Here is a 22,634-nt window from a genome sequence, read left to right on the forward strand (position 1 = left end):
TTTACTTCTCCTCCGTGGCCAGAGCGATCTTGACGGTGCCCACCTGACGGATGGCGTCCATCACGGAAACCACCACCCCATAATTGCTCTGTTCATCTGCACGCAAAGCCACCACCCCTCCCGATCTTTTGACAGCGGTCTTCACCTGCTCTTGCAGTTGTTGCAAGGTGACTTTTTTGCCCTCAAGAAAGATTTCACCGTTTCTCTGAACACTGATGGTGGGAATCCTTGTGCTGTCCTGTACGCTGCTGGAAGCGGTGGGCAGGTCCAGCGGCACCGTGCGGTCCTGACTCATCAGTTGGCTGGTGAGCATGAAAAAAATCACCAGCAAAAGCACGATGTCCACCATCGGGGCAAAATCGAAAGTCACCGGGTCTGCTTCACGCCGCCTGCGTCTCATGCCTGAGACACCTTCGGTTTGATGGGTTTGCGCTCGGGTTCATAGATCCCCAGAGGCACCCCTGTGAGCACCCCTTTCTGACGCAAACGGAACTCTTCGAGCCAGCTGCTCAGGGCTTCTCTGGAGCGGTCCACCTGCAGCATCACCCCATCGGCTTTGTTGCGAAGGATTTGCCGTCCGACGTAAGCCACAATGGCGACCACCAAGCCGCCAGCGGTGTTGATGAGGGCTTCACTGATGCCCACCGAAAGCTGGGTGGGGGTGGGCGCAGTGGTCTGGGAGAACACCAGAAAGGACCGCACCATCCCGATCACGGTTCCGAGCAGTCCCAAAAGGGGCGCAATCTGGGCGATCATCCCGAGGGTGTTGATGCCCTGATACACCCGGTCTTCTTCCAGCATGGTGGCGTCTTGCATGGCGGCCAGAGAAGCATCCCGACCTGCTGGATAGCGCTCCAAGCCCGCACGCATGACGTTTCCACTGGGTTGCTGGGCAGCAGCAGCATGCTCCACCGCTCCAGCCAGATTGTTTTGCATCAGGTCGGCATGCACCTGGGTTTGCAGCAGTTTCACATTGGGGTCCAACTTTGAGAGCACCTGAATGCGGTAGGCAATCTGATAAATCACAAAAACAGACAGCAGGATGAGGATCCAAAGCAAAGGTCCGGCGGCTTTCAGCATCTCTAACAGCGGCATGGACCCATTATCAGGACAAGTTGTGAGATGCACATTTATTCATGAAGGTCTTGCCCACCTGCAAAAAAGTCCTCATGTTGAAAGAACATTGTCCCGCATGGCATTTTCATGAACACAAACATGATCTCATTAAATTTGAATGATAAGCAACAATTAAGAAAACCCTTTCTGAGAGAAAGAATTTTGAACAACCATGGAGGATTTGTGTGGTGATGGAGGTCACAGCATGTCGCCCTTTTTGCTCTGCACATCTTGTGGATGTCTCAAAAGACTGCTCATCCACGCCTGATACACTGTCCCCATGAAGAAATGGGCGACCACTGCTGCCCTGCTGGCTTTCAGCGCACTGGCAACCACCACCCCTTCCACCACTATGGGCCGCGAAACCTGGGCCACCCAGGTCATCAACGGCGAACCCCTGTACGGCAAGGTCAAAGAAGTCACCGAATGCACCACAGACCGACCCACCTGCAAAACCCTCAAATTCAATGCCTCTGGCGTGGAAATGTCCAGCCTGAGCAACCGAAAACTGTTGTCCTCTGCTGGAGGCACGGTCAAATACAGCAGCACCTTCAAAAATGGAGCGGTTTACCTCGACACCTTTAAAAATGGGCGCATCTCACAGGTGGAGTATTATCCTCAAAAAGGCTTTCTGGAACGCAAAATGCAATACGTCCATGACAGCAAAGGCTTACTGACCCGCTACGACCTGCAGGAGTTCAACCGCTCTGGCAAGCAAATCCGCACGGTGTCCATGCAGTTCACCTACCAGAGTGGCCGTCTGGTCCGTTCGGTGGTCCTCACCCCCGGATTCGAGGTTTTTGCTTCGCACACCAGAGAGGGACGCAAGCTTTACGCGTTTGACAACGCCAGATTGCTGAATGTCTTTGATTACAAACTCGACAAGCAAGGCAACTGGACCCAGATGTATGAACTGGGAGAACTCAAAGCCGAGAGAAGAATCACCTATTACCCTTGAAATCACACTCTGGTCAAGAGCACAGAAGCAAATGGCAAACCCACGATCAGATGCAGAGCAGCACCGTTTGATCGTGGGTTGTCTGTCAGGCAAATCAGGTGGTTTTCATTTTGAGGTTCAGTTTGATTCTGGCGTTGGGGCTTTGCAAAAGCACCACAGCAAGCAGGAACAGTCCACGGATCACGGTCTGCCAGTAAGAGTTGATGTTGATGTGCCCGAGCCCGTTTTCAAAGTTCAGTACGGTGAAAATCATTCCCAGCAGCACCACTCCAATCAGGGTGTTGATCACGCTGCCACGACCTCCCGTGAGCAGGGTGCCACCCACCACCACTGCTGCAATGGCCGTGAGTTCCCAGCCCATCCCTTCGTTGGGTTGACCGGCGCTGAACTGGGTGGCCAGAATGACCCCTGCAAGGCCAGCAAGTGCACTGGAAAGGGTGTAGACCAGCCATTTCACTTTCTCGACAGGAATCCCCATGAGTCTCGCCGCTTCTTCATTGCCTCCGATGGTGAGGGCGAACCGACCATAAGGGGCTTTCACCAGAAAAACCGCCCCCAGCACAAACACCACCAGCAGCATCCATGCTGGAATGGGAAAGCCCAGAAAATCCCCCTGCCCGAGGTCTCCAACGCCCCCTTCGCTGCTCAACAGGACCGTTTGCTGCCCTGAGGCGATCAGGGCAAGACCTCGGGCAATCAGGAACATGCCGAGGGTGACCACGAAGGGCATCACTTTCAGGCGGGTGATCACCAATCCATTGAGGAGGCCCAGCACAGCGCACAGCAACACAGGCACCAGCACTGCTGCCAGCAATCCGTGAGGGCTCATCAGGGCAGCGATCACACTGGCAAAGGCTGCCATCGAGCCCACCGAGAGGTCAATCCCTCCGGTGATGATCACAAAGAACATGCCCAGTGCAATCAATCCAAACATCGCGTTGTAACGAAAGAAACTCTCGATGTTGTACTCGCTGAGGAAGCCGTTGTAGCGCAGACTGGCGAACACGAACAGCACCACCAGAGCCACCAAGGCTCCGTTTTGTTTCAAGAGGCTTTGCATCAGTTCCTCCGTTCTTTTTGCAGGGCCACGGCACCCACAATGATCAGGCCTTTGACCACGAGGGCCACTGCGTCGGGCACCCCCTGTGCCAGCAGGGTGTAACGGATCAACTGGATGATCAGGGCACCAATGAGGGTTCCCAGAATGGTGGCTTTTCCGCCTTCCAGCAAGGTCCCCCCCACTGCCACCGCAGCAATGGCGTCCAGCTCCATGTTTTCACCGACCTGATTGGCGTCGCTGGAAGAGTTCACAGCAATCACAATCAGTCCAGCCAGTCCAGCCAGCAGACCGCTGATGGCATACACCCACAGTTTCACCCGTCTGACCGGAATCCCGGCCAGTTCAGAGGCGCGTTCATTGCCGCCCACCGAAACCACCTGACGTCCAAAAACTGTCGATCTCAGCACGTACATGGCCACAGCCACCACCAGCACCATCAGGTACACCTGAATGGGAATCCCCAGCCATTTGCCCTGTCCAAGTTCAGCAAAACTCGCGTTGGTGAACGTCTGGAGTTTCCCATCGCTCATCACCTGGGCAATGCCTCGACCCGCAATGAACAGAATCAAGGTGGCAATGATGGGTTGAATCTGAAAGCGGGTGATCAAAAAACCATTGAACAGACCAAACAGACCGGCCAGCAAAATGGGAAGCACCATCGACAGCACATTGCCCACCACCGTTCCTTCAAAGTGGCTGTTCAGGAAGATCAGGGGGGCCAGAGCACCACTGATGGCCATCAGCGCGCCCACAGAGAGGTCAATGCCTCCAGTGGCAATCACCAATGTCATGCCCACCCCCACAATCACGATGGTGGCGACCTGCGTCAGGTTGATGTTCAGGGTTTGCAAGGTCAGGAAATTCGGAGTGAAAATCGCGTTGAACACAAAGAGCACCAGCAGGGCGATGATCCCCCCATACTGTTGCAGCACCTGTCTGAAGTCCATGGGTTTTCGGGGAGGGGTGTTTTTGGGTTTCATGGTGTGACTGTCAAGCATGGGCCGTTCCTTCCGTGCCCGCCATGGCATGCATGATCTGGTGTTCGGTGATGTGCTCGCCTGAGAGTTCTCCAGCACTCTCCCCTTCACGCAGGACCACCACCCGGTGGCAGCCCTCGGTGAGTTCTTCCAGTTCTGAAGAGATCATCAATACCCCGAGGCCATTCTCAGAGAGTTCACTGATGAGCCTCTGGATTTCGGCCTTGGCTCCCACATCAATGCCCCTTGTCGGCTCATCCAGAATCAGCAACTCTGGGTTCATGCACAGCCACCTTGCCAGAAGCACTTTCTGCTGGTTACCCCCAGAGAGTTCCCGGATGGGTTGCTCTGGTGACGAACATTTGATGCCCAGTCTGGAGATGAACCGGTCCACAATTTCTGTTTGTTGCTGGGCATCGATGCGTCCCAGCCTGGCAATGCGGGGCATCAGGGCCAAGGTGAGGTTTTCCCGCACCGAAAGGTGGGGAATGATGCCTTCCTTTTTGCGGTCTTCACTGCAAAATCCCATCCCCAGTGCAATTGCCTGACGGGATGAGGCAAGGGGGACCCTCTGGTTTTTCCAGAGCATTTCACCCGCATGGATTTTTTCTGCGCCAAAGAGGGCCTGTGCCGTTTCGGTGCGACCAGAGCCGAGCAAACCTGCCAGTCCGACAATCTCGCCTTTGTTCACCTGCAAGTCCACACCCTTCAGCCGGAGTCCCTGTTTGATGCCTTTGACTTGCAAAAGAGGCTGGGTGGCTTGGCTCTGGCCTTTCTGAAATCCGGTGCGACCACTGCGTTGCACGTCTCCCACTTCCCGACCCAGCATTTTGGAGACCAGTTCGTACTTGCTGATCTGTTTGATGGGACCGCTGTGAACCATCTTGCCGTCTCGCATCACCGTGATGCTGTCACAGATGGCAAAAAGCTCATCGAGGTAATGGGACACAAAAATCACCGAGACATTTTCACTCTTCAGTTTGTTGATCACTTTAAAAAGGGTTTCCACTTCGGATTCATCCAGTGAACTGGTGGGTTCGTCCATCACCACGAGTTTGGCTTTCATGCTGATCGCCCGTGCAATGGCCACCATCTGCTGGGTGGCAATCGGGAAAGACCCGAGTTCCTGACGCACATCGAGGTCAATGCCCATGTTCCGCAAGATCTCCTGTGCCTGATGGTTCATGCTTTTCCAGTCGATCATGCCGTACTTGCGGGGTTCACGGCCCAGCAGGATGTTTTCACTGACCGAGCGTTGTGGAACCAGATTGACTTCCTGATAGATGGTGCCAATTCCACCATGCTGGGCATCGAGTGGGGTTTTGAAGTCCACTTCCTTGCCATCAAACCAGATTTTCCCGGAGTCCTTGCGGTAGGCTCCAGTGAGGATTTTCAGCAGGGTGGATTTGCCTGCCCCGTTCTGACCAATCAGGGCGTGGGCTTCTCCGGGCCTCACCTTCAAGGATGCGTTGCTGAGGGCTCGGGTGCCTGTGAAACTCTTGTTGATGCCTTCCATGGACAGCAGCAGGTTCGGTTGGACTTGGGTCATCTCTCTCCCCTTTCCGGGAAAGGTCTCACCTGCCTTGGGGACAGGTGAGACAGTTTGTTGCTGGGGGTCTGTGGAGAGGAACAGACCCGCCAAGGGTTTCAGGTCAGTAAGCGTCTTTGAGGTAAAGTTTGGCGTTGGATTTGTCGAAGAACTTGTCTGGGTTGATGACCTTGAGCGGAATGGTCTTGCCCGCAGCGTAATCTTTGAGGGTCTGGAAGGCTTTCACACCGAAACGGGGGTTGCACTCCACAGTGGCCCCGAGCTTCCCAGCGATGATGGCGTTCAGGGCATCTTTTTCACCGTCGATGGACACGATGATCACGTCTTTGCCGGGTTTTTTGCCTGCAGCTTCCAGTGCGGTGATGGCCCCCAGAGCCATCTCGTCGTTGTGGGCAAAGACAGCCGTGACTTCAGGGTGGGCTTGCAGCAGGGTTTCCATCACCTTGCGGCCCTCATCGCGGGTGAAGTTTCCGGTCTGGGCAGCGATCACCTGCATGCCGGGGTAACTCTTGATGTAGTCGTGGAAGCCCTGTTTGCGGTCGTTGGCTGGAGAGGATCCGGTGGTGCCTTCAAGTTCGATGATCTTGGCGTTCTTCTTGGTGGCTTTGACCAGCCATTCTGCAGCCCGCTTGCCTTCCTGAATGAAGTCCGAGCCAATGAAGGTGATGTAGTCTGTGCCCGCTTTGGCGATGCTGTCGTCTACATTGCGGTCAATGATGATCACAGGGATGCCAGCTTTGCGGGCTTCCACCACCACAGGAGCGAGGGGTTTTTCTTCTCTGGGAGAGATGAAGATCGCGTCCACACGCTGGGCAATCAGGCTGCGCACATCGGCGACCTGTTTGGCTGCACTGCCGTTGGCGTTGGTTTCCACCAGGGTCCATCCCAGTTTCTTGGCTTCATCCTGCATGGATTTGCTGAAGGCCAGACGCCAGGGGTTGTCGCTTTCGGTCTGGGAAAAACCGACGCGGTATTTGTCTTTGACGGGCAGTTTGGGCAGGCTCTGGGCGCTTGCAGAGGCCAGCACGGATGTGATCGCTAACATGGAAAGACCAAAAACAACAGACTTCGACTTCATGTGATTTACCTCTGAGAAGGGAATTATCGACGGCAAAAAACCTACAGCAATACCCGGTTGAAGCAGAACATGGCAATGATCATGTTCCGTAAGTGAGCGATCTCATATTGAGTTGTAGACCATCGATAGGAGTCAGTTTGGCACAACACCTACACCTTGTCAATAGAAGCTCAAGATGCAGAATTCACCTCCTCAATACCACTTTGGTTTTTCTTCAATCCACACAGAGTTTTCACCAATACCATTCAACACAAATCAGCATTGTGAAGGATCACAACACTGACAATTGGCCCTGAAATACCACCAAGCCCAACGCATCAAAAGATCCAAACTGCATTGGCTGGATTTCTCGCAAGACACCTACGGCAATTCAAAACCCTCTGCCTTTTCAGCATGCTGATGGAGAAAAATTCAGTTGTCCTTCTGAAAACAAAGTCTTGTTTTTCATTTGAAGATTCATGCTGTTGACGCGGCCCTCCTTTGCATCAGGACGACCAGAGCAAGCAGACAGGGGTTTTTGTGATCGCTCACGCTTCATGCAGGAAACGGCCACAAAGGGTGGCTTTGCTCAATCAAAAGGGAGTTACGCTTTTCGTCAAAACAGAGAACCGCCCACCTGGGCGGTTCTCTGTTTGTTCACTGCAAGGAAGTGTGATGCAACCCGAGGGTCACATGGTGGCGGAAGCGTACATGTTGCCACCGTAGCGGCCCAGCACTTCACGCACCTGGGTGTGCTGGGTGCCCTCGGGCACGTCTACAGCAACCAGCACGTGGCCTTCGTTGACGGAGCGCTCGTAGTATTCGGCTTCGTCTTTTTTGTATCCAGCTTCAGCGAAAGCACTGGCGAGGGTGCCGGTGGTGCCACCGACCACTGCGCCTGCCACTGCGCCACCGGCCACAGAGCCGAGGGTGGAGGCCAGAGCGCCAGCGGTGATGAAGGGTCCCACACCGGGAATCAGGGCAGCAGCAATGCCGAACAGTGCACCAGCGGTGGCACCCACAGCCAGACCACGTCCAGCGGCGTTGCCCACATCCTGGCCCATCATGTTTTCGGCGTCGTTTTCACCACGGGCCACGAAAGACAGGTGGGTGTCTGCAATGCCCATGCGGCGGAGTTCATTGACGGCTTGTTCGGCTTGAGAACGGTCATTAAAAACAGCAGTAATACGGTCCATGTTGATTCCTCCTAAGTTTGGAACAACCTTCTTTGAGCAAGCTTCACCTCAGCATCTTTACAAAGATGTTGTGATGCGGCTCAGGTTGTTTCTGAAAAACATTATTGCAGGTGATTCATGACAAATATTTAAACCACAGGCATTTGATTTGATTACCCTTAAGATTATAGACAATCATACTTTTGTTTTCAGTCCCGCTTCAGATGAACATGGTTTTATGTCATCAAATCATACAATTCAGAAACAACAATAGGACGAGTTATGGAACTTCAGGATTCGAGATTCAGTTCTGATTCAGGTTGATTTTGTTTTCTCTGAATATAAAAAACCAAAACCTCTGGTGTCAGATTCATGCATCTTCATTTCCAGAGCTTCCACCACAGAACAAAACCTTATGTTCTTCATGGGAAATTTCACCCCAAGCTCAGGTGTCCTTCAGACGCTCTGGAAGGGGGTTTGAGGAGAGCGTTCAAATCGGGCGGTCCTTTCCAGTACACTGAAACCATGAACCTGTTGACTTTTCAATTTCCCAGAGGGGCTGGAACCATCGGGGTGCAAATCCCTGTGCACAACGAGGGTCTGGCAAGGGTGCAAACCCTGGTGGCCGATCCTGAGCTGCAAGGGCTGGACATGACGGTGCAGGGCCTGATTCTGGCTCTGGAATTGCAAAGCAAAGTGCTGGCCAATTATTTTGATCTGGAACCCGAGGCGCACTTCAAGTGCAAACTGCATCTGGCTCTGGAAAAACAGCGCATCACCACCATCACGGCCACCGTCTGCGAAGTGGGCTACGAGGCCAACGCAGTCACTTCTCTTCCCCTGCATTGTCAGGTGGATGCCGCAGGCAACGTGATCAATGTCAGCTTGATCTGAGTCGGTTTGATCCAAAAAGGGCTTTGATCCTCACAGCCACTGATTCAGGACCTGCACCGCAGCCTCGATTTGCTCGGGGGTGCCCTGAATGTCTGCCTGCAATTCTGATCCGCACACCGCCCCGAGGGACAAGAGCTGGATCACGCTGCGGGCATCTGCCGTGCGTCCTGCGTGCGAAAGTTGCACCTGAGCCCCAATCTTGCCCAGAAGGATGGCCATTTGTGCTGCGGGCCGGGCGTGGATGCCTGCCTGATCTTTGACGGTGAGGACCCTCAAAGGTGAACCTCAATGACTTTGAGGTTTTGAGGCAACTGCACGGGGGTGCTCAACTGGTCGGTGTACCAGGTGTCCAGTTCTTCCAGAGCACCCACCCGGTACGGCAAAAAGATGCCGTAATTTCGGCCCAGAACCACCACATTTTTGCGCATGCTGTGCCCGAGCAGTTCCCGTTTGTAGCGTGCGGTTTCCGGACTGGACACGGTGATGCCTGCCTGTGGGTGCAGTCCCTCGGCTTCAATGAAGGCCTGATTGGCAATCAGAAAGCGAATGTCCTGACTGCTGACCTCTGGGAGGGTGTAGCCTCTGGGGTGCAGTTGGCCCCCGAGCAAAATCACATCCATGTTGGTGCCTTGCAGCATCTGGGCGGCTTGCAGGTGGTTGGTGATCACGGTGACCCGCCGGGGGTTTTCCCGCAGGTGACTGGCCAGAGCCGGGGCGACCCTCTCCCCTTCCAGAATGATCACTTCTCCGGTGCTGATGTCTTGCAGGAGGGTGCGGGCAAAAGCTTCGTCCAGAGGGGCGATGCTCTGGGTGCCTGCGTCCGGTCTGGGGGTGGTGGCCCCTCCGCGCACCCGTTTGAGCATGCCTGCTTGTTGCAGGGTGCGCAGGTCGCGCCGCACGGTGGCCGGGCTGACCCCGAGCAGGTCGGCCATCTCTTCGACCCGCAGGGCTTTGCGGCTTTCGATCAGTTTGAGGAGGTCGTGGTGTCGCCCGGTCAGCATGCCTCAAAATAGCACACAGCTGATCAATTTGATCAAAATTTGCACAGCCTTCTGGGGTTTTTCAGGGCATTTTGCAGGGTTTTTTGGGGTTCACTCACAGGATGCTGATTCAAACTTGATCGGTTTTGTTCATCAATTGACAGTTCTGATCAGGCCCCTTTAGGCTGAAATCAGCATCCATGCAGCAACCTTGCATCCCGAATCCATCCTCATGTTCACCGCAGAAAGGCACGTCCATGCGCATTGAAGGCACCCCGGTCATGCCCGGCATCGCCCACGGCATCCTGTGGCACCCCGAGCCCACCGATTTGCCTGTTCACGGCTCTTTGCAAGCTTTTCGGGAGGTCAGGGAGCAGTTTCTGCAACGCCTCCGTTCCCTGCCCACAGAATTTCAGGTCACCTATCAGGCCATCGTGAATGACCCTTCGTGGGAGCATTTCGTGCAAAAACACCTTCAGGAGGTGCCGCTCGGGCAGGCTTTGCTCCTGACCGCCAGAGCCCTTTCTGAGCCCCTCTTTCAGCTGGAAGACCCTTACCTGAGGGCCAGAGGGGAAGACATCTTGCAGGTGGCTGCTTCCCTTTTGAGGATGCTTCAGGCCCCCTCGACACCACCTGAGCAGGCCATTTTGCTGGCACAGGACGTCAGTTTGCTGGAGTTGACCGAATGGCGCAACCAGCTCTCTGGGATGCTGCTCTGTGACATCTCCTCGACTTCCCATGTGGCGATTCTGGCCCGCAGTTTTGGCATTCCCACCCTGATTTTGAAAGGCCCACCTGCCTTGCAAGAACACACCCCCGCCATCCTGAATGCTTTTGAAGGCTGGGTGGAAACCCAACCCACCCAGAGCACCTATGACCGTTTCCCTCCCGAGCAACTGGACCTCGCTGCCCACCGGAGCCCGGTGTTTTATCAGGGCAAAAAGCGTGCGGTGTGGGCCAACATCAACCGTCTGGAAGACGCCATGCTGGCCGCCGAACTCGGGGCAGATGGGGTGGGTCTGGTCCGCACCGAGTACCTGTACGGTGCCCATGCCCACCTGCCCGGCCTGCACGAAGAAACCCTGATGTACGAACGGGTGGCCCGCCACCTGCACGGCAAACCCGTGACGGTTCGCACATTGGATCTGGGCGGAGACAAACCTCTGGTCCCAGTTCAAGGGCTTCCAGACTCGGGGATGCTGGGCCTCAGGGGCATCCGGCTCAGCCTGAAATTTCCCGAGCACTTCCGCCAGCACCTCAAGGCCATCCTGAACGGCTTCAAAGGCACGGAGTTGCGGTTGATGTTTCCTTTCGTCACCACCCCTGAAGAATTCTCTGCTGCCCGACAACTGGTGCTGGAGGTGGCCGGGCGTGAACACCTCCCCCTTCTGGGCATGATGCTGGAGGTCCCGGCTGCTGCTTTTTCCCTGCCAGAGTTCAAGCAGGCCGGGTGCGATTTCATCGCTTTTGGCACCAACGACCTGCAACAGTATTTTTTCGCATCCAGCCGTGCAGACAGCGAAACCAGCCACCTGCAAGACCCTTGCAGCCCGGCCTTCAAACGCCTGATCGAGCACACCGCATCGGAAGCCCGCAGGCTGGGGATGGGCCTCAGCGTGTGTGGCGAAGCGGCTTTTGATCCCAGACTCACCGCGTTCTGGTGGGAACTGGGCTTCCATGCCGTTTCGGTTCCCCCTGCTCTGGTGCCGTGGCTGAAACAACGCACCCAGAGCCTTGGAGGTGCCCCATGAAAACCGCCCTTGTGCTGGTGGCCCACACCCATCAACTGGCCCAATCGGTCCTGGAACTGACTTTGCAGATGACCCGCACCCCCCATTCCCTGTGGGCGGTGGGCGGAACCGATCAGGGTGGGGTGGGAACCAGTGCCCTGAAAATTCAGGTGGCCATCCAGACCGCGCTGGAACACCACGACGGGGTGGTGCTGTTGCTGGATCTGGGCAGCGCCTGTCTGAATGCCCGCATCGCCTGTGAGCACTTCAAAGACCAGCAGGTCCTGATTGCCGATGCCCCTCTGGTGGAAGGTGCCCTCTTGGCCGGGGTGGCCGCAGCCACCGGTGAAAGCCCCGAGACCGTCAAACAACGGGCCGAGGAGGCCAGAAGCATCCGAAAAGTGATTGGTCCGTTAGAATGAAAGCATCTCCGGCAAGTCCCTTTTTGCCCCTCGTCCTGACCGACTGGCCGTCCTGAACCTGGAGGCCCATGAAACACCGCTCGAAGCTCTTTGGAGGTTTGCAGCACATCGGCAAAGCCCTGATGCTGCCGGTGGCGGTATTGCCCGCAGCAGGCCTGCTGGTGGGCATCGGCACCCACGCAGCCACCCACCACTGGCTTCCCGAGGCGGTGGCCAACATCATGCTCAGTTCAGGCAATGCCATTTTGCACAACATTCCGTTGCTGTTTGCAGTGGGCGTGGCCATTGGCCTGACTGCAGGGGCCGGGGTGGCAGCTCTGGCAGCACTGGTGGGGTTTCTGGTGATGGTCTCCACCATGGGCAGCATCGCCGAGTTGCGGGGTTTCGACAGCCTGCAAACCAGCTTCGGGCGCAGCTTCATGAGTGAAGTGATGGGTGTGAAAACCATCGACACCGGGGTTTTCGGTGGGATGCTGATGGGCATCCTGTCTGCCCTGCTCTACAACCGTTTCCACACGGTGAAACTTCATCCTGCACTGGGTTTTTTCTCTGGGAAACGCCTTGTGCCGATTCTGTCTGCGTTGCTGGCCGTGGTGGTGGGCAGTGTGCTCACCCTGTTGTGGCTTCCCATCCAGACGGCTCTGGACGATTTCACCCGCATGGTGATGGCCAGCAACCCCGAGGTCAGCAGCGGCCTGTACGGCTTTTTGAACCGCATGCTGATTCCGTTTGGCATCCACCACATCTGGAACAACCCTTTCCTGTACAGCCTCGGAGAGTACGTGACGGCCTCTGGTGACGTGGTCCGAGGGGACAGTGCCCGTTTTCTGGGAGGGGACCCTCAGGCCGGGCTGTTCATGAGTGGCTTTTTTCCGGTGATGATGTTCGGTTTGCCTGCGGCAGCTCTGGCCATGGTGCACACAGCCAAACCCGGCAAACGCGCACAGGTGGCCGGGATCCTGTTCTCTGCTGCCCTGTCCAGCTTCCTGACCGGCATCACCGAGCCCATTGAATTTGCGTTCCTGTTTGTGGCCCCCTTGCTGTACGGGATTCACGCGCTTCTGACCGGCCTGAGCTTTCTGATCATGAATGCCTTGCAGGTCAAACTGGGGTTCAGTTTCAGTGCCGGTTTCATTGATTACATGCTGCTCTGGGGCAAAGCCAGCCATCCCCTGATGCTGCTTCCAGTGGGTGCCGTTTATGCCCTGCTGTACTATTCGATCTTCCGCTTTGCCATTGTGCGCCTGAACCTCCCCACACCGGGCCGCGACGACGAAACCCCCCAGAGCACCCCCGCAGCCCAAGAGCACATTGCCACCGAAGTGCTGGCCGCTCTGGGTGGAAGTGGGAATGTGCTGCACATCGAATCGTGCATCACCCGGCTCAGGGTGCAGGTGAAGAACATGCACCATGTGAACCCCCACCGCCTGAAGAACCTCGGGGCAAGCGGGGTGGTGCGCCTCGGAGAGAACGTGCAGGTGGTGTTTGGGGGCCAGAGCGATGCGCTCTGTCAGGACATCTTGCAGATCATGGAAGGGTCCAGATCGGCAGCCATCGTGCCACGCAAGGTCCAGCAGGTGGGCGGGGGCATTTTCATCCAGTCTCCGATGCGGGGCCGGATTCTGCCTCTGGCGCAGGTCCCAGACGATGTGTTCAGCCAGAAACTCATGGGGGATGGTTTCGCCATCGATCCCACCGACGGTCATGTGTATGCTCCGTGCGATGGAACCGTCGAGGCCCTCTTTCCGACCATGCATGCTCTGGCGATTCTTGCGGACAGTGGGCACGAAATCCTGATTCATGTGGGAATCGACACGGTGCACCTCGGAGGGGAGGGCTTTCAGGCCCATGTGCGTCAGGGAGACCGGGTGCGTGCTGGAGACCTGCTTTTGACGGTGCAACTCAACCAGATCCGTGAAAAGGTGCCGTCTCTGATCACCCCGGTGGTGTTCACCAACCTGCTTCCAGAGAACCGGGTGCTGCTGACCGACTCGGGCATCAACATTGTCTGAAGGTGTTTTTGTGGCTTGATATATGAATACTTGTTCAGATATAGTGGAGACATGAAGCAAGCCCCGACCACCCTCACCTACTTTGTCGACGAGATGGACTGTGCCAACTGTGTCAAAAAGGTGGAGGCCGCCACCAGCAAACTGCCCGGAGCCACGGTGCTGCGCAGCAACTTCACCACCCAGATTCTGGAAGTCACGCTGGACGAGCAAGTCACCCCCAGAGCCACCCTCGAAAAAAACCTGAAAGACATGGGTTACGGTCCCAACCTGCAAGCCGAAAACGGACAGCAACCCAGAACCCAGAACCAAAAACCGGCTACAGACCGCTCAGATGAACACGAGAAAAACGCATGGCACCAGACCCGGCAAGGCAAACTGGTCATCCAGAGCGGCATCCTGCTGGGGATGGCCTACCTGCTGGGCTTTCTTCTCCCTGAATTTGCCCGCTGGTTTTACATCGCAGCCACCCTGCTCGGGGTGTGGCCCCTCCTGAAAAAAGCGGTGGCTTCGGCGAAACTGGGCGATCCTTTCAGCATCAACATGCTGGTCAGCGTGGCTGCCCTGTCTGCGCTCTTGATCGGTGCAGAAGCCGAAGGGGCCGTGGTGGTATTCTTTTTCGCCATCGGTGAACTGCTGGAAGGGGTGGCTGCCGGGAAAGCCCGCCAGAGCATCAAAAAACTGGCGGCTCTGGCCCCCAAAACCGCCACGGTGGTCCATGAAGGGCACACCCACGAAGTTCCGGTCAGCAGCCTGCAAGTGGGGCAGGTGGTGCAGGTCTCTCCCGGCGGAAGGATCCCCTCCGACGGCACCCTGCTGGAAGGGGAAAGCAGCATTGACGATTCCCCAGTCACCGGAGAGAGCATCCCGGTCCACAAAAGTCCTGGCAGCACGGTTTTTGCTGGATCGATCAATCTGGAAGCCGTGATCCGGGTCCGGGTGGACAAAACCTCCCGAGACAACACCATCGCCCGCATCATCAAAATGGTCGAGGAGGCCGAAGAGTCCAGAGCCCCCACCGCCCGTTTCATTGACCGCTTCAGCCGGTATTACACCCCTGTTGTCGTGCTGGTCAGCCTGCTCACCGTGCTGATTCCTCCGCTTTTTCTGGGAGGGGCATGGATGGACTGGATTTACCGGGGCATCTCGATTCTCCTGATCGGCTGCCCTTGCGCTCTGGTGCTTTCCACCCCCGCAGCCATCACCTCTGGCATTGCTTCAGGGGCAAGGCGTGGACTCTTGATCAAAGGTGGGGCTGCACTGGAAGCCCTCGCAGGCATCAAAACCGTGGCCTTCGACAAAACAGGCACCCTCACCGAAAACCGCCCCAGGGTCACCGACATCCTGCCCCTGAAGGTCACGCAGGACCAAGCTTTGCAACGGGCCGCTTCCGTTGAGCAGGGTTCCAGTCACCCTCTGGCCAAAGCTTTGCTGGAAAAAGCCAAAACCCTTTCTTTGCTGCCTGCTCAGAATGCACGGGCTTTGCAAGGCAGAGGGGTCAGTGCCCTGATTGAAGGGGTGCAGCACAGTGTCACCTCTCCCAGGCATGCAGCAGAGCAAACCGACCTGACAGAGGTCCAGAGCCAGATTCAGGACCTTGAACATCAGGGCAAAACCGTGGTGGTGCTGCTTCAGGAAAACACCCCTCTGGCCCTCTTTGCCATCCGCGATGAACCCAGAGCAGACGCCAGAGAAGCCCTTTTGCAACTGCAAAGCATGGGCATTCAGACCACCATGCTGACCGGAGACAACCACCGCACCGGACAGGCCATCGGGCAACAGCTCGGGATTCAGGTGCAAAGCGAACTCCTGCCTGAAGACAAGCTGTCTCACATCCGCGCCCTCAAGCAACAAGGTGGAGTCGCCATGGTCGGAGACGGCATCAACGACGCCCCTGCTCTGGCAGAATCCACCGTCGGCATTGCCATGGGTGGTGGAACCGAAGTGGCCCTCGAAACCGCAGATGCAGCCCTGCTGAGAAACCAGACCAGAGATGTTCCAGCGCTCATTCAACTGTCCAGAAGCACCATGAGAAACATCCAGCAGAACATCGTGTTCGCTCTGGGCCTCAAAGCGGTGTTTCTGGTGACCACCCTGATGGGCTACACCAACCTCTGGATGGCCATTCTGGCCGACACCGGAGCCACCCTGCTGGTGACTGCCAACGCCCTCAGGCTGCTCAGGAAGTGAGAGAACAGTGTGATGCACAGCACTTTTAAAAGTCCTCACAATTCGATCACCTACAATGTTTTCGGATGAAACCCACTCTTGGTATCACACTTTTGATGGCAGGCCTGCTCGGTCTGGTTGCATGCAACAACAGCTCAAAAGACATTGAAGGCGTGGAAACCTTCAAAGTCGAAGGGGCAGGCAACCACCAGAACGGCAAAATCAGCTACGAGCGCATTCCCCCAGCCGGTGGCCCCCACAACCCCATCTGGCAAAACTGCGGGGTCTACACCCAGCCCATTTTCAGTGAATATGCAGTGCACTCCATGGAGCACGGTGCTGTCTGGATCACCTACCAGCCTGACCTTGCTCAGGACGATGTGAACAAACTGGTGGATGCTGCCAAAATCAACAGTTACACGGTGCTCTCTCCATACCCTGACCTGCCCAGCAAAGTGGTCGCCAGCGCATGGGGTGCCCAGCTCAAACTGGACAGTGCCGATGACCCCCGCCTGAAGGACTTTGTGCGCAAGTACGCCCAGAGCAAAGATGCCCCCGAACCCGGAGCCACCTGCTCTGGTGGTTACAGCGGAGTCCAGTAAACCCAGGTGTTTTGAATGGGCAGACCTTGAGGGTCTGCCTTTTTGATGGGTGCCGCCAACCAACCAGAGGCCACATTCTTGAACATCTGATCAGGTATCATGTTCTGAATGAGCAACCCTGTCCAAGACGACCAGTGCGAAATCCTCTGCGTGCACCCAGAGGCTGTTTCCACTGCCCTTCAGGCCATCCCCTCTGAAGACTGCGTGGAGGGTGCTGTGCTGCTCCTCAAAGCGGTTTCAGATGCCACACGCCTGAAAATCCTCTCGGCCCTGTCGGCAACAGAGCTTTGCGTGTGCGATCTGGCGCAGGTGGTGGGCATCAGCGAATCCAACACCAGCCATCAACTGCGCTTGTTGCGCACTGCCAAACTGGTGCGTTACCGCAAGGAAGGCCGGGTGGCTTACTACAGCCTTGCGGACCACCACGTTCGAGAACTCCTCAACAGTGCTCTGGAACACGCCAGAGAATAAAGCATGTATTGTTTCACGTGAAAACCAGCAGTTCAGCTTTCCAGCACTTCCAGCACCGTTTTGGGCTGCAAGGTGCCTTTGAACCACACCACTTTGACCGGCAGGTCTTTGAGGTCCACTCCGGTTTCGCCCAGATTGAGGCGTTCAGAGATGGCAATGATCAGGTTTTCACAGTCCACTTTCTTCAGTTGCTGGAATTTGCGTTTCAGGTACTCGGGTCGCCAGTAGCCGATCACTTCCAGCACAAAACTGCGTCCATCCGGGTGGGTGATGCGAAAATCGGGAATCATCACGCTGCCCGGGACCGGAAGCAAGTCCACTTCCTTTTCCAGCACCCATTCGGTTTTGGCTTTGGCCCACTTGCCTGCAAAGGATTCTTCCAGAGCACTGTCAAAAATCTGGCCTTTTTTGTAGTGGCTGCGCAGACCGCACTGGGAATCCAGAGTGTAAGTCAGGGTTTCTTCACCTGACATCAGGTCCAGAGAACGGGGTTTCAGGCTGGCGGTCAGGTTCCATTTGCTGACGTTCAAAAGGGCCGGGAGCAGTTTGGCCATGGCCAGTCCATAACGGGTGCTGGAAGAAAACAGGCTGGTGGGACCATCCACGGTGATGGTAAACCCGGTGTCCTGATCCCCTTCGATGTAGGTCATCAGGCCAAAGAGCTTCAGGAATTTGAACAGGTACTTGTACTCTGCTTGCGAATTGCGAAAAGCGGTGAGTTTGAGGTCGTAAGCCCGGTAAAAAATGCCCTGCGCCTGCGCGGTGTTGAAACGGTCCAGCAAATCTTCAGGGGTGGGGGCCTCGAAGGTGGTCAAAAAGTGCCGCTCTGGAAGGTCGGCATACAGGCCTTCTCTGAGTTGCCCTGCGGTGAGGGGCAGCCCCAGTTCATCGGAGAGGGCTCTGGCCACCTCTTCAAGGGTGCTTTCAGAACGCAGGTCAATGGGGCCTTTTTGGGCAGCATGCAAGAAGACCTTTTCACGGAGTTGCACCGGTTCCAGAGGGGTGATCTGCTCAAACGTGGCATGTTCGGTGCTCAGGATGTGCGCGAGACCCCTCTTTGTGCGGTAATCGGTGCTCTCCCCTTCCAAGGTTTGTAGGGCTTCTTGCAAGTCCCGTCTGGGCAGGCCCACATGCTGTTCGAAGATTTCGATGATTTCTCTGGCCAGTTCAATGGTTTTGGAGGTGGTCTTCAGCAGCCTGGGACGCACCTGTCCATCTTTGAGGGTGTATTGCAAGAGGTCGCTGGTCAGCATGTTGTTTCAGGGATCCTTTCTGTGTTGGGGGCGGTCTTGAAGTTCAGGGAACACTCAAACAAAATTCAAATGGAACACAAAATCAAGCAGGATCAATTTGTGAAAAAAAGCTGTTGATTTCAAAAGCCAGACTATAACATGTTCTCCAGAGGTCACACATGAAAAAGCAAAAAACAATTCTGACAACCATCGCAATCCTTTCTGGCGCTTTCTCTTCTGCTCTGGCCATCCATTATCCTGCTCCCATTCCTGTGCCCACACAACCGCAGGTCTATCAACTGGTCGGAGAAAGCCTGATCAACTTGGGCATTTTGCAACTGAAGCAATGCCATTACCGCTCAGAGACTGGGGCCACCAAAACCACCCAGATCGCCAAAGAGGACACCTGCCCCAAGACCATCACAGATCGATTTGTGATCCGCTTCTGAATCACAAATCCTCCCAACTGACCGAAGTGTTCAGGTCCAGGGTCCCTTGCTCCAATCCTTTGATGGGGGTGGGGGGCTTTTTGGGTTCTTCCACCCCCCTTCTGCGCTCCGAGACCCGTTCTTCAGAAGTACCTTCACTGATGACCTCGTACAGGATGGCCTCTTTGCCTTCTTTGCGCCGCAAGATCCGCCCGAGCCTCTGGATGTATTCCCTCTGGGTGGCGGTGCCGGAAAGCACCATGCCGATGGAGGCCTCTGGCACGTCCACCCCTTCATTGAGCACCCTTGAAGTCACGATCACCGGATAATCTCCAGAGCGGAAACGCTCCAAGGTGGCGTGACGCTCTTTGACCGGGGTCTGGTGGGTGATGGCCGGAATCAGGAACTGCTCGGAGATCTTGTACACGGTGGCGTTGTCATCGGTGAAAATCACCGTGCGTTCCCCGAGGTGCTTGCTCAGAAGGTCAGACAGCACCCGAAGTTTCCCAGAGGTGCCGAAAGCAATTTCTCGGGCGCTGCGGTGGGCCAGCATGGCACCCCGTCCAGCTTGACTGCGGGCGCTTTGCTTCACGAACTGCTGCCACCCTTGCAGGCTGGAGAGGTTGATGTTCTGGTCTTTCAAGAATCGGTTGCGTTCCTCAATCAGGCGGTCGTATTCCTGCCGTTCCTCTGGCGACAGGCTGACTTTGATTTGCACCTCTTTGAAAGGTGAAAGCACCCCTCCAGAGAGTTGCTCTGGGGTGCGTTTGAACACTGTCGGTCCAATGAGGTGGGTGAGCCTTTCATGGGCCCCATCGGTGCGCTCCAGAGTGGCAGTCAGGCCCAGACGGTACGGGGCGATGCTGTAATCGGAGATCACCTGATAGAAATCGGTGGGCAGGTGGTGGCACTCGTCGTAGATGTGCAGGGCATACTGGTTGCCAAGACGCTCCGCATGGATGGCAGCACTGTCGTAGGTGCTGACCAGAATGGGGGTGTCGTCTTTGCTGCCCCCTCCCAGAAGGCCCACTTGCGCCTCTGGAAAGGTTTTGAGGAGGCCCGCATACCACTGGTGCATCAGGTCCAACGTCGGGACGCAGATCAGGGTGCTGCGCGGGGTGGAGTGCATCACCAGTTGGGCCAGAATGGTTTTCCCTGAACCGGTGGGCAACACCACCACGCCCCTGCGCCCGGCCTGCTTCCATGCATGCAGGGCTTGCTGCTGGTGCAAAAAAGGCTGGATCTCGGGGGTGGGAAGTTGCAGCTCCTGAAAATGCCGGGCATCATCTTTGACATCGATGCCCCCTTTGCGCATGGCTTCCAGAAAGTTGCGGTACTGGTGGGCAGGCAGGCGGAACTTTTCGATGCGCTCATCCCACTGCACAAATTGCGCCCACTCGCTGCCCTTGGGTGGAGGGTGCAGGATCAGGGTGCCTCGGTCAAAAGTCAGGGTGGAAACTCGGGCCATGCAAATCCCCTCCATTTTAGCTTTGTTTTCAATAAAATAACAGTGCTGTTTTACGTTAATATCAGATCAAACCAGCAAAAAAAGCTGCTTTCACAGCCTCTGGGCCCTGTCACTCCACCAACAAGGGCAAGTAAATTTTCAGCACCTGAAAATCATCGTGCTTGATGGGTTTGGCATCCAACACCAAAGTGTACATCCCATTTTTGGGTGGGGTGAACTTGAAAAACAAGCTTTCCTTGTCGGCCTGCATCTTGCCCATCGCCACGGGACGCACTTTGGGGTCTGGCATCCCGGCATAAACCAGCACCGTGCAACTGCACTCTTTGGCCTGAATGGAACTCTGGTCTTCACGCAGAAACAAAAAGCGCACCATGCCTTCTTTGGTGGCCTTCAACACCGCAGGATCGGTTTTGTAGGAAATGGTGGTTCCCACTCCAGTGAAACCGTTGTGGGCCATCCCGGTGCCCAGAGCGGCCAGGGTCAGCAAAATGCCTGTCAAATGTCTCTTCAAATGTCTCATGGACTCTCCCTGAATGCCGGGTTGTTGATGAATTCCTCATCGGTCAGGCTTTGCAGGAAAGCCACCACATCGTCGATTTCCTGATCGGTCAAGCCGAGGGGACGCATCAAAGGATCGGCATTCAAATTCGCTTCTCCACCCAGATTGTAATGTTCCACCGCTTCGCGCAGGGTGGCTTTGCTGCCATCGTGCATGTATGGGGCGGTCAGCGCTATGTTGCGCAATGTGGGCGTCTTGAATTTACCAATGTCTTCGTCTTTTTGGGTGAGACGGGCAAGGCCGGGATCTTCATCAAAGACGTACAGGGCAGTGTTGTGCGGCAACTCATCGGTGAAATTGCCTCCGGTGTGGCAGTGGAAACAATCTGCTTTGTCAAAGAACAGTTCCATGCCACGCTTCTGCTGCTCGTTCAGGGCGTTCAAATCGCCCCTCTGGAACTGGTCGTAAGGGCTGTTGAAGCTGATCAAAGTGCGCTGAAAACTGGCCAGAGCCTCCACCACATGCTGCATGCTGGGTTCGGCACCGAAAGCCTCTTGGAAAAGGGCAGGGTACTTTGGGTCTGCTTTCAGTTTGCGAACCACTTCTGCCACATCGGAAGCCATCTCGTTGTGGTCGGTGATCGGTCCCACCGCTTGCAGTTCCAGGCTTTTGGCCCCACCCTCAAAGAAAAAACTCTTTCTGAAAGCCACATTGGTCAGGGTGGGAGCATTTCGAATGCCTTTGCGTCCTTCTACCCCCGGCGACACTGGGTTGTGGTCTGCAAAAGCGAAACTCGGGTTGTGGCAACTGGAACACGACACCGTGCCATCGGCGCTGAGCACCGGATCGTAAAACAGTTTTTTCCCGAGGGCGATTTTCTCGGGGGTCAGGGGGTTGGTTTCAGGCACCTCGGGCAGCAGGGTGGGTGCTGCGGAGACGCCCACCACCCCCAGCAGCACCAGTGGAAAAATCCGTTTCATGTCACTCCAGAGTAAACGCAGACAGCAGGTTCAGGTAAGCAGCCCCAAACACCGGGCCACTGTGCACCTGCTGGTATTTGGACTGGCTCAGGTCGTATTTCTCTCCAGCCAGACCCGCCTTGAACATCTGGGCGACATCCAGTTTCAGGTTGATGGTGCCCCCTTGTGCTGTCACAGGAATCTGGATTTTCTGCATCTGCAAGTCGGCCAGATTGTACTGCAGTTTGTAACTGTCAAGGCCAAGGTGCAAAGAGAAAGGCTGTTGGGCCTGATCTTTCAGGAATTTGCCTTCGATTTTGTAGAACACGTAGCCCGGATTCCAAGCCCACACCATGCCAGAGTCCACACCCAGAGGGGGTTTCTGTGCAGTGGGATCCAGATGGTTGAGGGCTCTGGGGATTCCAATGCTGAACCGCACCCCTTTGTAGGTTCCGGCAGGCACATCGGCAGTGAAAATGGGCAATTTCTGGGTGCCAGTGGCTTTGTTGAATTCCAGCAGTTTCAGTCCGTCCAGAGGGAGTTCGGTCCCGTCGGCTTTGACCAGTGCCACCTCTGAGAAGTAAAACTTCACCAGATCCACCTGATAGGTGTTCCCTGCCCCATTGGTGTAGGTTTTGCCGAATTCCAGAGGTTCCTGCCCTGCATTCATCGAGAGGTTGATGCTCAGAGGCGCGGCCTGCGCTGCACCCAGCAGCATCAAAGTCACAAAAAAAGGCTTCATGGTCATGATTGTAAAGGACGATGATCCCTGCTGTGTCCTAAGAAAATTTCTGAGCCTTAACCCAGAGGTGAAAAACATGAAGGTTTTTAATATGAAGCTGGCCCACAATACCCACTGTAGGGTCATTTTTGAAAGGC

At 55.8% G+C, this 22,634-nt stretch carries 23 protein-coding genes; 9 read left to right on the forward strand and 14 right to left on the reverse strand.

Going from position 1 to position 22,634, the window contains the following annotated elements:
* Position 1: 1 nt before the first annotated feature.
* Positions 2 to 400 carry an ExbD/TolR family protein gene (locus Q371_RS04495; protein ID WP_034336732.1) on the reverse strand — a complete coding sequence of 133 codons (399 nt, stop codon included), beginning with the start codon at positions 398 to 400 and terminating at the stop codon, positions 2 to 4.
* Positions 397 to 1,095 (reverse strand): MotA/TolQ/ExbB proton channel family protein, encoded by a 699-nt coding sequence (locus Q371_RS04500; protein ID WP_051963242.1) that lies wholly within the window; start codon positions 1,093 to 1,095, stop codon positions 397 to 399. The genes Q371_RS04495 and Q371_RS04500 overlap by 4 nt, the downstream gene beginning before the upstream one ends.
* A 301-nt stretch (positions 1,096 to 1,396) precedes the next feature.
* Here Q371_RS04500 and Q371_RS04505 point away from each other — a divergent pair, with 301 nt between their 5' ends.
* Positions 1,397 to 2,074, forward strand: coding sequence for a hypothetical protein (locus Q371_RS04505; RefSeq protein ID WP_034336734.1), 678 nt, complete (start codon positions 1,397 to 1,399; stop codon positions 2,072 to 2,074).
* Positions 2,075 to 2,168: 94 nt separating this feature from the next.
* On the opposite strand, the gene Q371_RS04510 is transcribed toward Q371_RS04505, so the two are convergent.
* The 5 genes from Q371_RS04510 to Q371_RS27670 all read right to left on the reverse strand — a co-directional run bounded on the left by Q371_RS04510 (position 2,169) and on the right by Q371_RS27670 (position 7,913).
* The gene (locus Q371_RS04510) at positions 2,169 to 3,134 is read right to left on the reverse strand and encodes an ABC transporter permease (protein ID WP_034336736.1); all 966 of its coding nucleotides are present in this window, start codon (positions 3,132 to 3,134) and stop codon (positions 2,169 to 2,171) included.
* Entirely contained in the window at positions 3,134 to 4,132 is a 999-nt protein-coding gene (locus Q371_RS04515; RefSeq protein ID WP_034336738.1) for an ABC transporter permease subunit, read from the reverse strand. Before Q371_RS04515 ends, Q371_RS04510 begins: the two co-directional genes overlap by 1 nt.
* Positions 4,125 to 5,660, reverse strand: coding sequence for a sugar ABC transporter ATP-binding protein (locus tag Q371_RS04520; RefSeq protein WP_034336740.1), 1,536 nt, complete (start codon positions 5,658 to 5,660; stop codon positions 4,125 to 4,127). The genes Q371_RS04515 and Q371_RS04520 overlap by 8 nt, the downstream gene beginning before the upstream one ends.
* 103 nt (positions 5,661 to 5,763) lie before the next feature.
* On the reverse strand, positions 5,764 to 6,705 hold the full coding sequence (locus tag Q371_RS04525; protein WP_245618228.1) for an ABC transporter substrate-binding protein: 942 nt from the start codon (positions 6,703 to 6,705) through the stop codon (positions 5,764 to 5,766).
* A 701-nt stretch (positions 6,706 to 7,406) separates the two neighbouring features.
* On the reverse strand, positions 7,407 to 7,913 hold the full coding sequence (locus Q371_RS27670) for a hypothetical protein (RefSeq protein WP_051963244.1): 507 nt from the start codon (positions 7,911 to 7,913) through the stop codon (positions 7,407 to 7,409).
* Positions 7,914 to 8,417: 504 nt separating this feature from the next.
* Here Q371_RS27670 and Q371_RS04535 point away from each other — a divergent pair.
* Positions 8,418 to 8,786, forward strand: a complete 369-nt coding sequence (locus Q371_RS04535; RefSeq protein ID WP_157442513.1) for a hypothetical protein — start codon at positions 8,418 to 8,420, stop codon at positions 8,784 to 8,786.
* Between the two features lie 30 nt (positions 8,787 to 8,816).
* Here Q371_RS04535 and Q371_RS04540 read toward each other — a convergent pair whose 3' ends face one another.
* Both Q371_RS04540 and Q371_RS04545 read right to left on the reverse strand, forming a co-directional pair.
* Entirely contained in the window at positions 8,817 to 9,062 is a 246-nt protein-coding gene (locus Q371_RS04540; protein WP_034336748.1) for an HPr family phosphocarrier protein, read from the reverse strand.
* A complete protein-coding gene (locus tag Q371_RS04545) occupies positions 9,059 to 9,787 on the reverse strand; it encodes a DeoR/GlpR family DNA-binding transcription regulator (RefSeq protein ID WP_034336750.1) in 729 nt (242 codons plus the stop codon). Before Q371_RS04545 ends, Q371_RS04540 begins: the two co-directional genes overlap by 4 nt.
* Positions 9,788 to 10,023: 236 nt before the next feature.
* Here Q371_RS04545 and Q371_RS25330 point away from each other — a divergent pair, with 236 nt between their 5' ends.
* The 6 genes from Q371_RS25330 to Q371_RS04575 all read left to right on the forward strand — a co-directional run bounded on the left by Q371_RS25330 (position 10,024) and on the right by Q371_RS04575 (position 17,169).
* Positions 10,024 to 11,517 carry a putative PEP-binding protein gene (locus Q371_RS25330; protein ID WP_051963245.1) on the forward strand — a complete coding sequence of 498 codons (1,494 nt, stop codon included), beginning with the start codon at positions 10,024 to 10,026 and terminating at the stop codon, positions 11,515 to 11,517.
* Positions 11,514 to 11,918, forward strand: a complete 405-nt coding sequence (dhaM, locus tag Q371_RS04555) for a dihydroxyacetone kinase phosphoryl donor subunit DhaM (protein WP_034336754.1) — start codon at positions 11,514 to 11,516, stop codon at positions 11,916 to 11,918. Before Q371_RS25330 ends, dhaM begins: the two co-directional genes overlap by 4 nt.
* A gap of 68 nt (positions 11,919 to 11,986) precedes the next feature.
* Positions 11,987 to 13,930 carry a glucose-specific PTS transporter subunit IIBC gene (gene ptsG, locus Q371_RS04560; RefSeq protein WP_034336757.1) on the forward strand — a complete coding sequence of 648 codons (1,944 nt, stop codon included), beginning with the start codon at positions 11,987 to 11,989 and terminating at the stop codon, positions 13,928 to 13,930.
* 51 nt (positions 13,931 to 13,981) lie between these two features.
* A complete protein-coding gene (locus tag Q371_RS04565; protein ID WP_034336759.1) occupies positions 13,982 to 16,117 on the forward strand; it encodes a heavy metal translocating P-type ATPase in 2,136 nt (711 codons plus the stop codon).
* Between the two features lie 65 nt (positions 16,118 to 16,182).
* Positions 16,183 to 16,698 (forward strand): thioredoxin-like domain-containing protein, encoded by a 516-nt coding sequence (locus Q371_RS04570; protein WP_034336762.1) that lies wholly within the window; start codon positions 16,183 to 16,185, stop codon positions 16,696 to 16,698.
* A 108-nt stretch (positions 16,699 to 16,806) separates the two neighbouring features.
* Positions 16,807 to 17,169 carry an ArsR/SmtB family transcription factor gene (locus tag Q371_RS04575; RefSeq protein WP_034336765.1) on the forward strand — a complete coding sequence of 121 codons (363 nt, stop codon included), beginning with the start codon at positions 16,807 to 16,809 and terminating at the stop codon, positions 17,167 to 17,169.
* A 32-nt stretch (positions 17,170 to 17,201) separates the two neighbouring features.
* On the opposite strand, the gene Q371_RS04580 is transcribed toward Q371_RS04575, so the two are convergent.
* Positions 17,202 to 18,422 (reverse strand): DUF790 family protein, encoded by a 1,221-nt coding sequence (locus Q371_RS04580; RefSeq protein WP_034336768.1) that lies wholly within the window; start codon positions 18,420 to 18,422, stop codon positions 17,202 to 17,204.
* Positions 18,423 to 18,580: 158 nt separating this feature from the next.
* Between Q371_RS04580 and Q371_RS04585 the strand changes: the two genes are divergently transcribed.
* Positions 18,581 to 18,850: a hypothetical protein gene (locus tag Q371_RS04585; RefSeq protein WP_034336770.1), complete on the forward strand. Its 270-nt coding sequence runs from the start codon at positions 18,581 to 18,583 to the stop codon at positions 18,848 to 18,850.
* 1 nt (position 18,851) lies between these two features.
* Here Q371_RS04585 and Q371_RS04590 read toward each other — a convergent pair whose 3' ends face one another.
* From Q371_RS04590 to Q371_RS04605, 4 genes are all read right to left on the reverse strand, one after another.
* The gene (locus tag Q371_RS04590) at positions 18,852 to 20,297 is read right to left on the reverse strand and encodes a DEAD/DEAH box helicase family protein (RefSeq protein ID WP_051963247.1); all 1,446 of its coding nucleotides are present in this window, start codon (positions 20,295 to 20,297) and stop codon (positions 18,852 to 18,854) included.
* Between the two features lie 109 nt (positions 20,298 to 20,406).
* Positions 20,407 to 20,817: a hypothetical protein gene (locus tag Q371_RS04595; protein ID WP_034336772.1), complete on the reverse strand. Its 411-nt coding sequence runs from the start codon at positions 20,815 to 20,817 to the stop codon at positions 20,407 to 20,409.
* The gene (locus tag Q371_RS04600) at positions 20,814 to 21,776 is read right to left on the reverse strand and encodes a cytochrome-c peroxidase (RefSeq protein WP_051963249.1); all 963 of its coding nucleotides are present in this window, start codon (positions 21,774 to 21,776) and stop codon (positions 20,814 to 20,816) included. The genes Q371_RS04595 and Q371_RS04600 overlap by 4 nt, the downstream gene beginning before the upstream one ends.
* Before the next feature lies 1 nt (position 21,777).
* Entirely contained in the window at positions 21,778 to 22,497 is a 720-nt protein-coding gene (locus Q371_RS04605) for an MbnP family protein (protein ID WP_034337069.1), read from the reverse strand.
* Between the last annotated feature and the right edge of the window lie 137 nt (positions 22,498 to 22,634).

Origin of the sequence: Deinococcus misasensis DSM 22328 (assembly GCF_000745915.1) — a bacterium.
Lineage (GTDB): Bacteria > Deinococcota > Deinococci > Deinococcales > Deinococcaceae > Deinococcus_C > Deinococcus_C misasensis.

What these genes read in the sequence shown, in the direction of transcription:
- Q371_RS04565 (WP_034336759.1), top strand. Translation starts at nt 13,982, where the DNA reads ATGAAGCAAGCCCCGACCACCCTCACCTACTTTGTCGACGAGATGGAC.
- Q371_RS04500 (WP_051963242.1), bottom strand. Translation starts at nt 1,095, where the DNA reads ATGCCGCTGTTAGAGATGCTGAAAGCCGCCGGACCTTTGCTTTGGATC.
- Q371_RS04495 (WP_034336732.1), bottom strand. Translation starts at nt 400, where the DNA reads ATGAGACGCAGGCGGCGTGAAGCAGACCCGGTGACTTTCGATTTTGCC.
- Q371_RS04535 (WP_157442513.1), top strand. Translation starts at nt 8,418, where the DNA reads ATGAACCTGTTGACTTTTCAATTTCCCAGAGGGGCTGGAACCATCGGG.
- ptsG (WP_034336757.1), top strand. Translation starts at nt 11,987, where the DNA reads ATGAAACACCGCTCGAAGCTCTTTGGAGGTTTGCAGCACATCGGCAAA.
- Q371_RS04525 (WP_245618228.1), bottom strand. Translation starts at nt 6,705, where the DNA reads ATGTTAGCGATCACATCCGTGCTGGCCTCTGCAAGCGCCCAGAGCCTG.
- Q371_RS04585 (WP_034336770.1), top strand. Translation starts at nt 18,581, where the DNA reads ATGAAAAAGCAAAAAACAATTCTGACAACCATCGCAATCCTTTCTGGC.
- Q371_RS04590 (WP_051963247.1), bottom strand. Translation starts at nt 20,297, where the DNA reads ATGGCCCGAGTTTCCACCCTGACTTTTGACCGAGGCACCCTGATCCTG.
- Q371_RS04570 (WP_034336762.1), top strand. Translation starts at nt 16,183, where the DNA reads ATGAAACCCACTCTTGGTATCACACTTTTGATGGCAGGCCTGCTCGGT.
- Q371_RS25330 (WP_051963245.1), top strand. Translation starts at nt 10,024, where the DNA reads ATGCGCATTGAAGGCACCCCGGTCATGCCCGGCATCGCCCACGGCATC.
- Q371_RS04595 (WP_034336772.1), bottom strand. Translation starts at nt 20,817, where the DNA reads ATGAGACATTTGAAGAGACATTTGACAGGCATTTTGCTGACCCTGGCC.
- Q371_RS04545 (WP_034336750.1), bottom strand. Translation starts at nt 9,787, where the DNA reads ATGCTGACCGGGCGACACCACGACCTCCTCAAACTGATCGAAAGCCGC.
- Q371_RS04520 (WP_034336740.1), bottom strand. Translation starts at nt 5,660, where the DNA reads ATGACCCAAGTCCAACCGAACCTGCTGCTGTCCATGGAAGGCATCAAC.
- Q371_RS27670 (WP_051963244.1), bottom strand. Translation starts at nt 7,913, where the DNA reads ATGGACCGTATTACTGCTGTTTTTAATGACCGTTCTCAAGCCGAACAA.
- Q371_RS04505 (WP_034336734.1), top strand. Translation starts at nt 1,397, where the DNA reads ATGAAGAAATGGGCGACCACTGCTGCCCTGCTGGCTTTCAGCGCACTG.
- Q371_RS04515 (WP_034336738.1), bottom strand. Translation starts at nt 4,132, where the DNA reads ATGCTTGACAGTCACACCATGAAACCCAAAAACACCCCTCCCCGAAAA.
- Q371_RS04575 (WP_034336765.1), top strand. Translation starts at nt 16,807, where the DNA reads ATGAGCAACCCTGTCCAAGACGACCAGTGCGAAATCCTCTGCGTGCAC.
- Q371_RS04510 (WP_034336736.1), bottom strand. Translation starts at nt 3,134, where the DNA reads ATGCAAAGCCTCTTGAAACAAAACGGAGCCTTGGTGGCTCTGGTGGTG.
- Q371_RS04580 (WP_034336768.1), bottom strand. Translation starts at nt 18,422, where the DNA reads ATGCTGACCAGCGACCTCTTGCAATACACCCTCAAAGATGGACAGGTG.
- dhaM (WP_034336754.1), top strand. Translation starts at nt 11,514, where the DNA reads ATGAAAACCGCCCTTGTGCTGGTGGCCCACACCCATCAACTGGCCCAA.
- Q371_RS04600 (WP_051963249.1), bottom strand. Translation starts at nt 21,776, where the DNA reads ATGAAACGGATTTTTCCACTGGTGCTGCTGGGGGTGGTGGGCGTCTCC.
- Q371_RS04605 (WP_034337069.1), bottom strand. Translation starts at nt 22,497, where the DNA reads ATGAAGCCTTTTTTTGTGACTTTGATGCTGCTGGGTGCAGCGCAGGCC.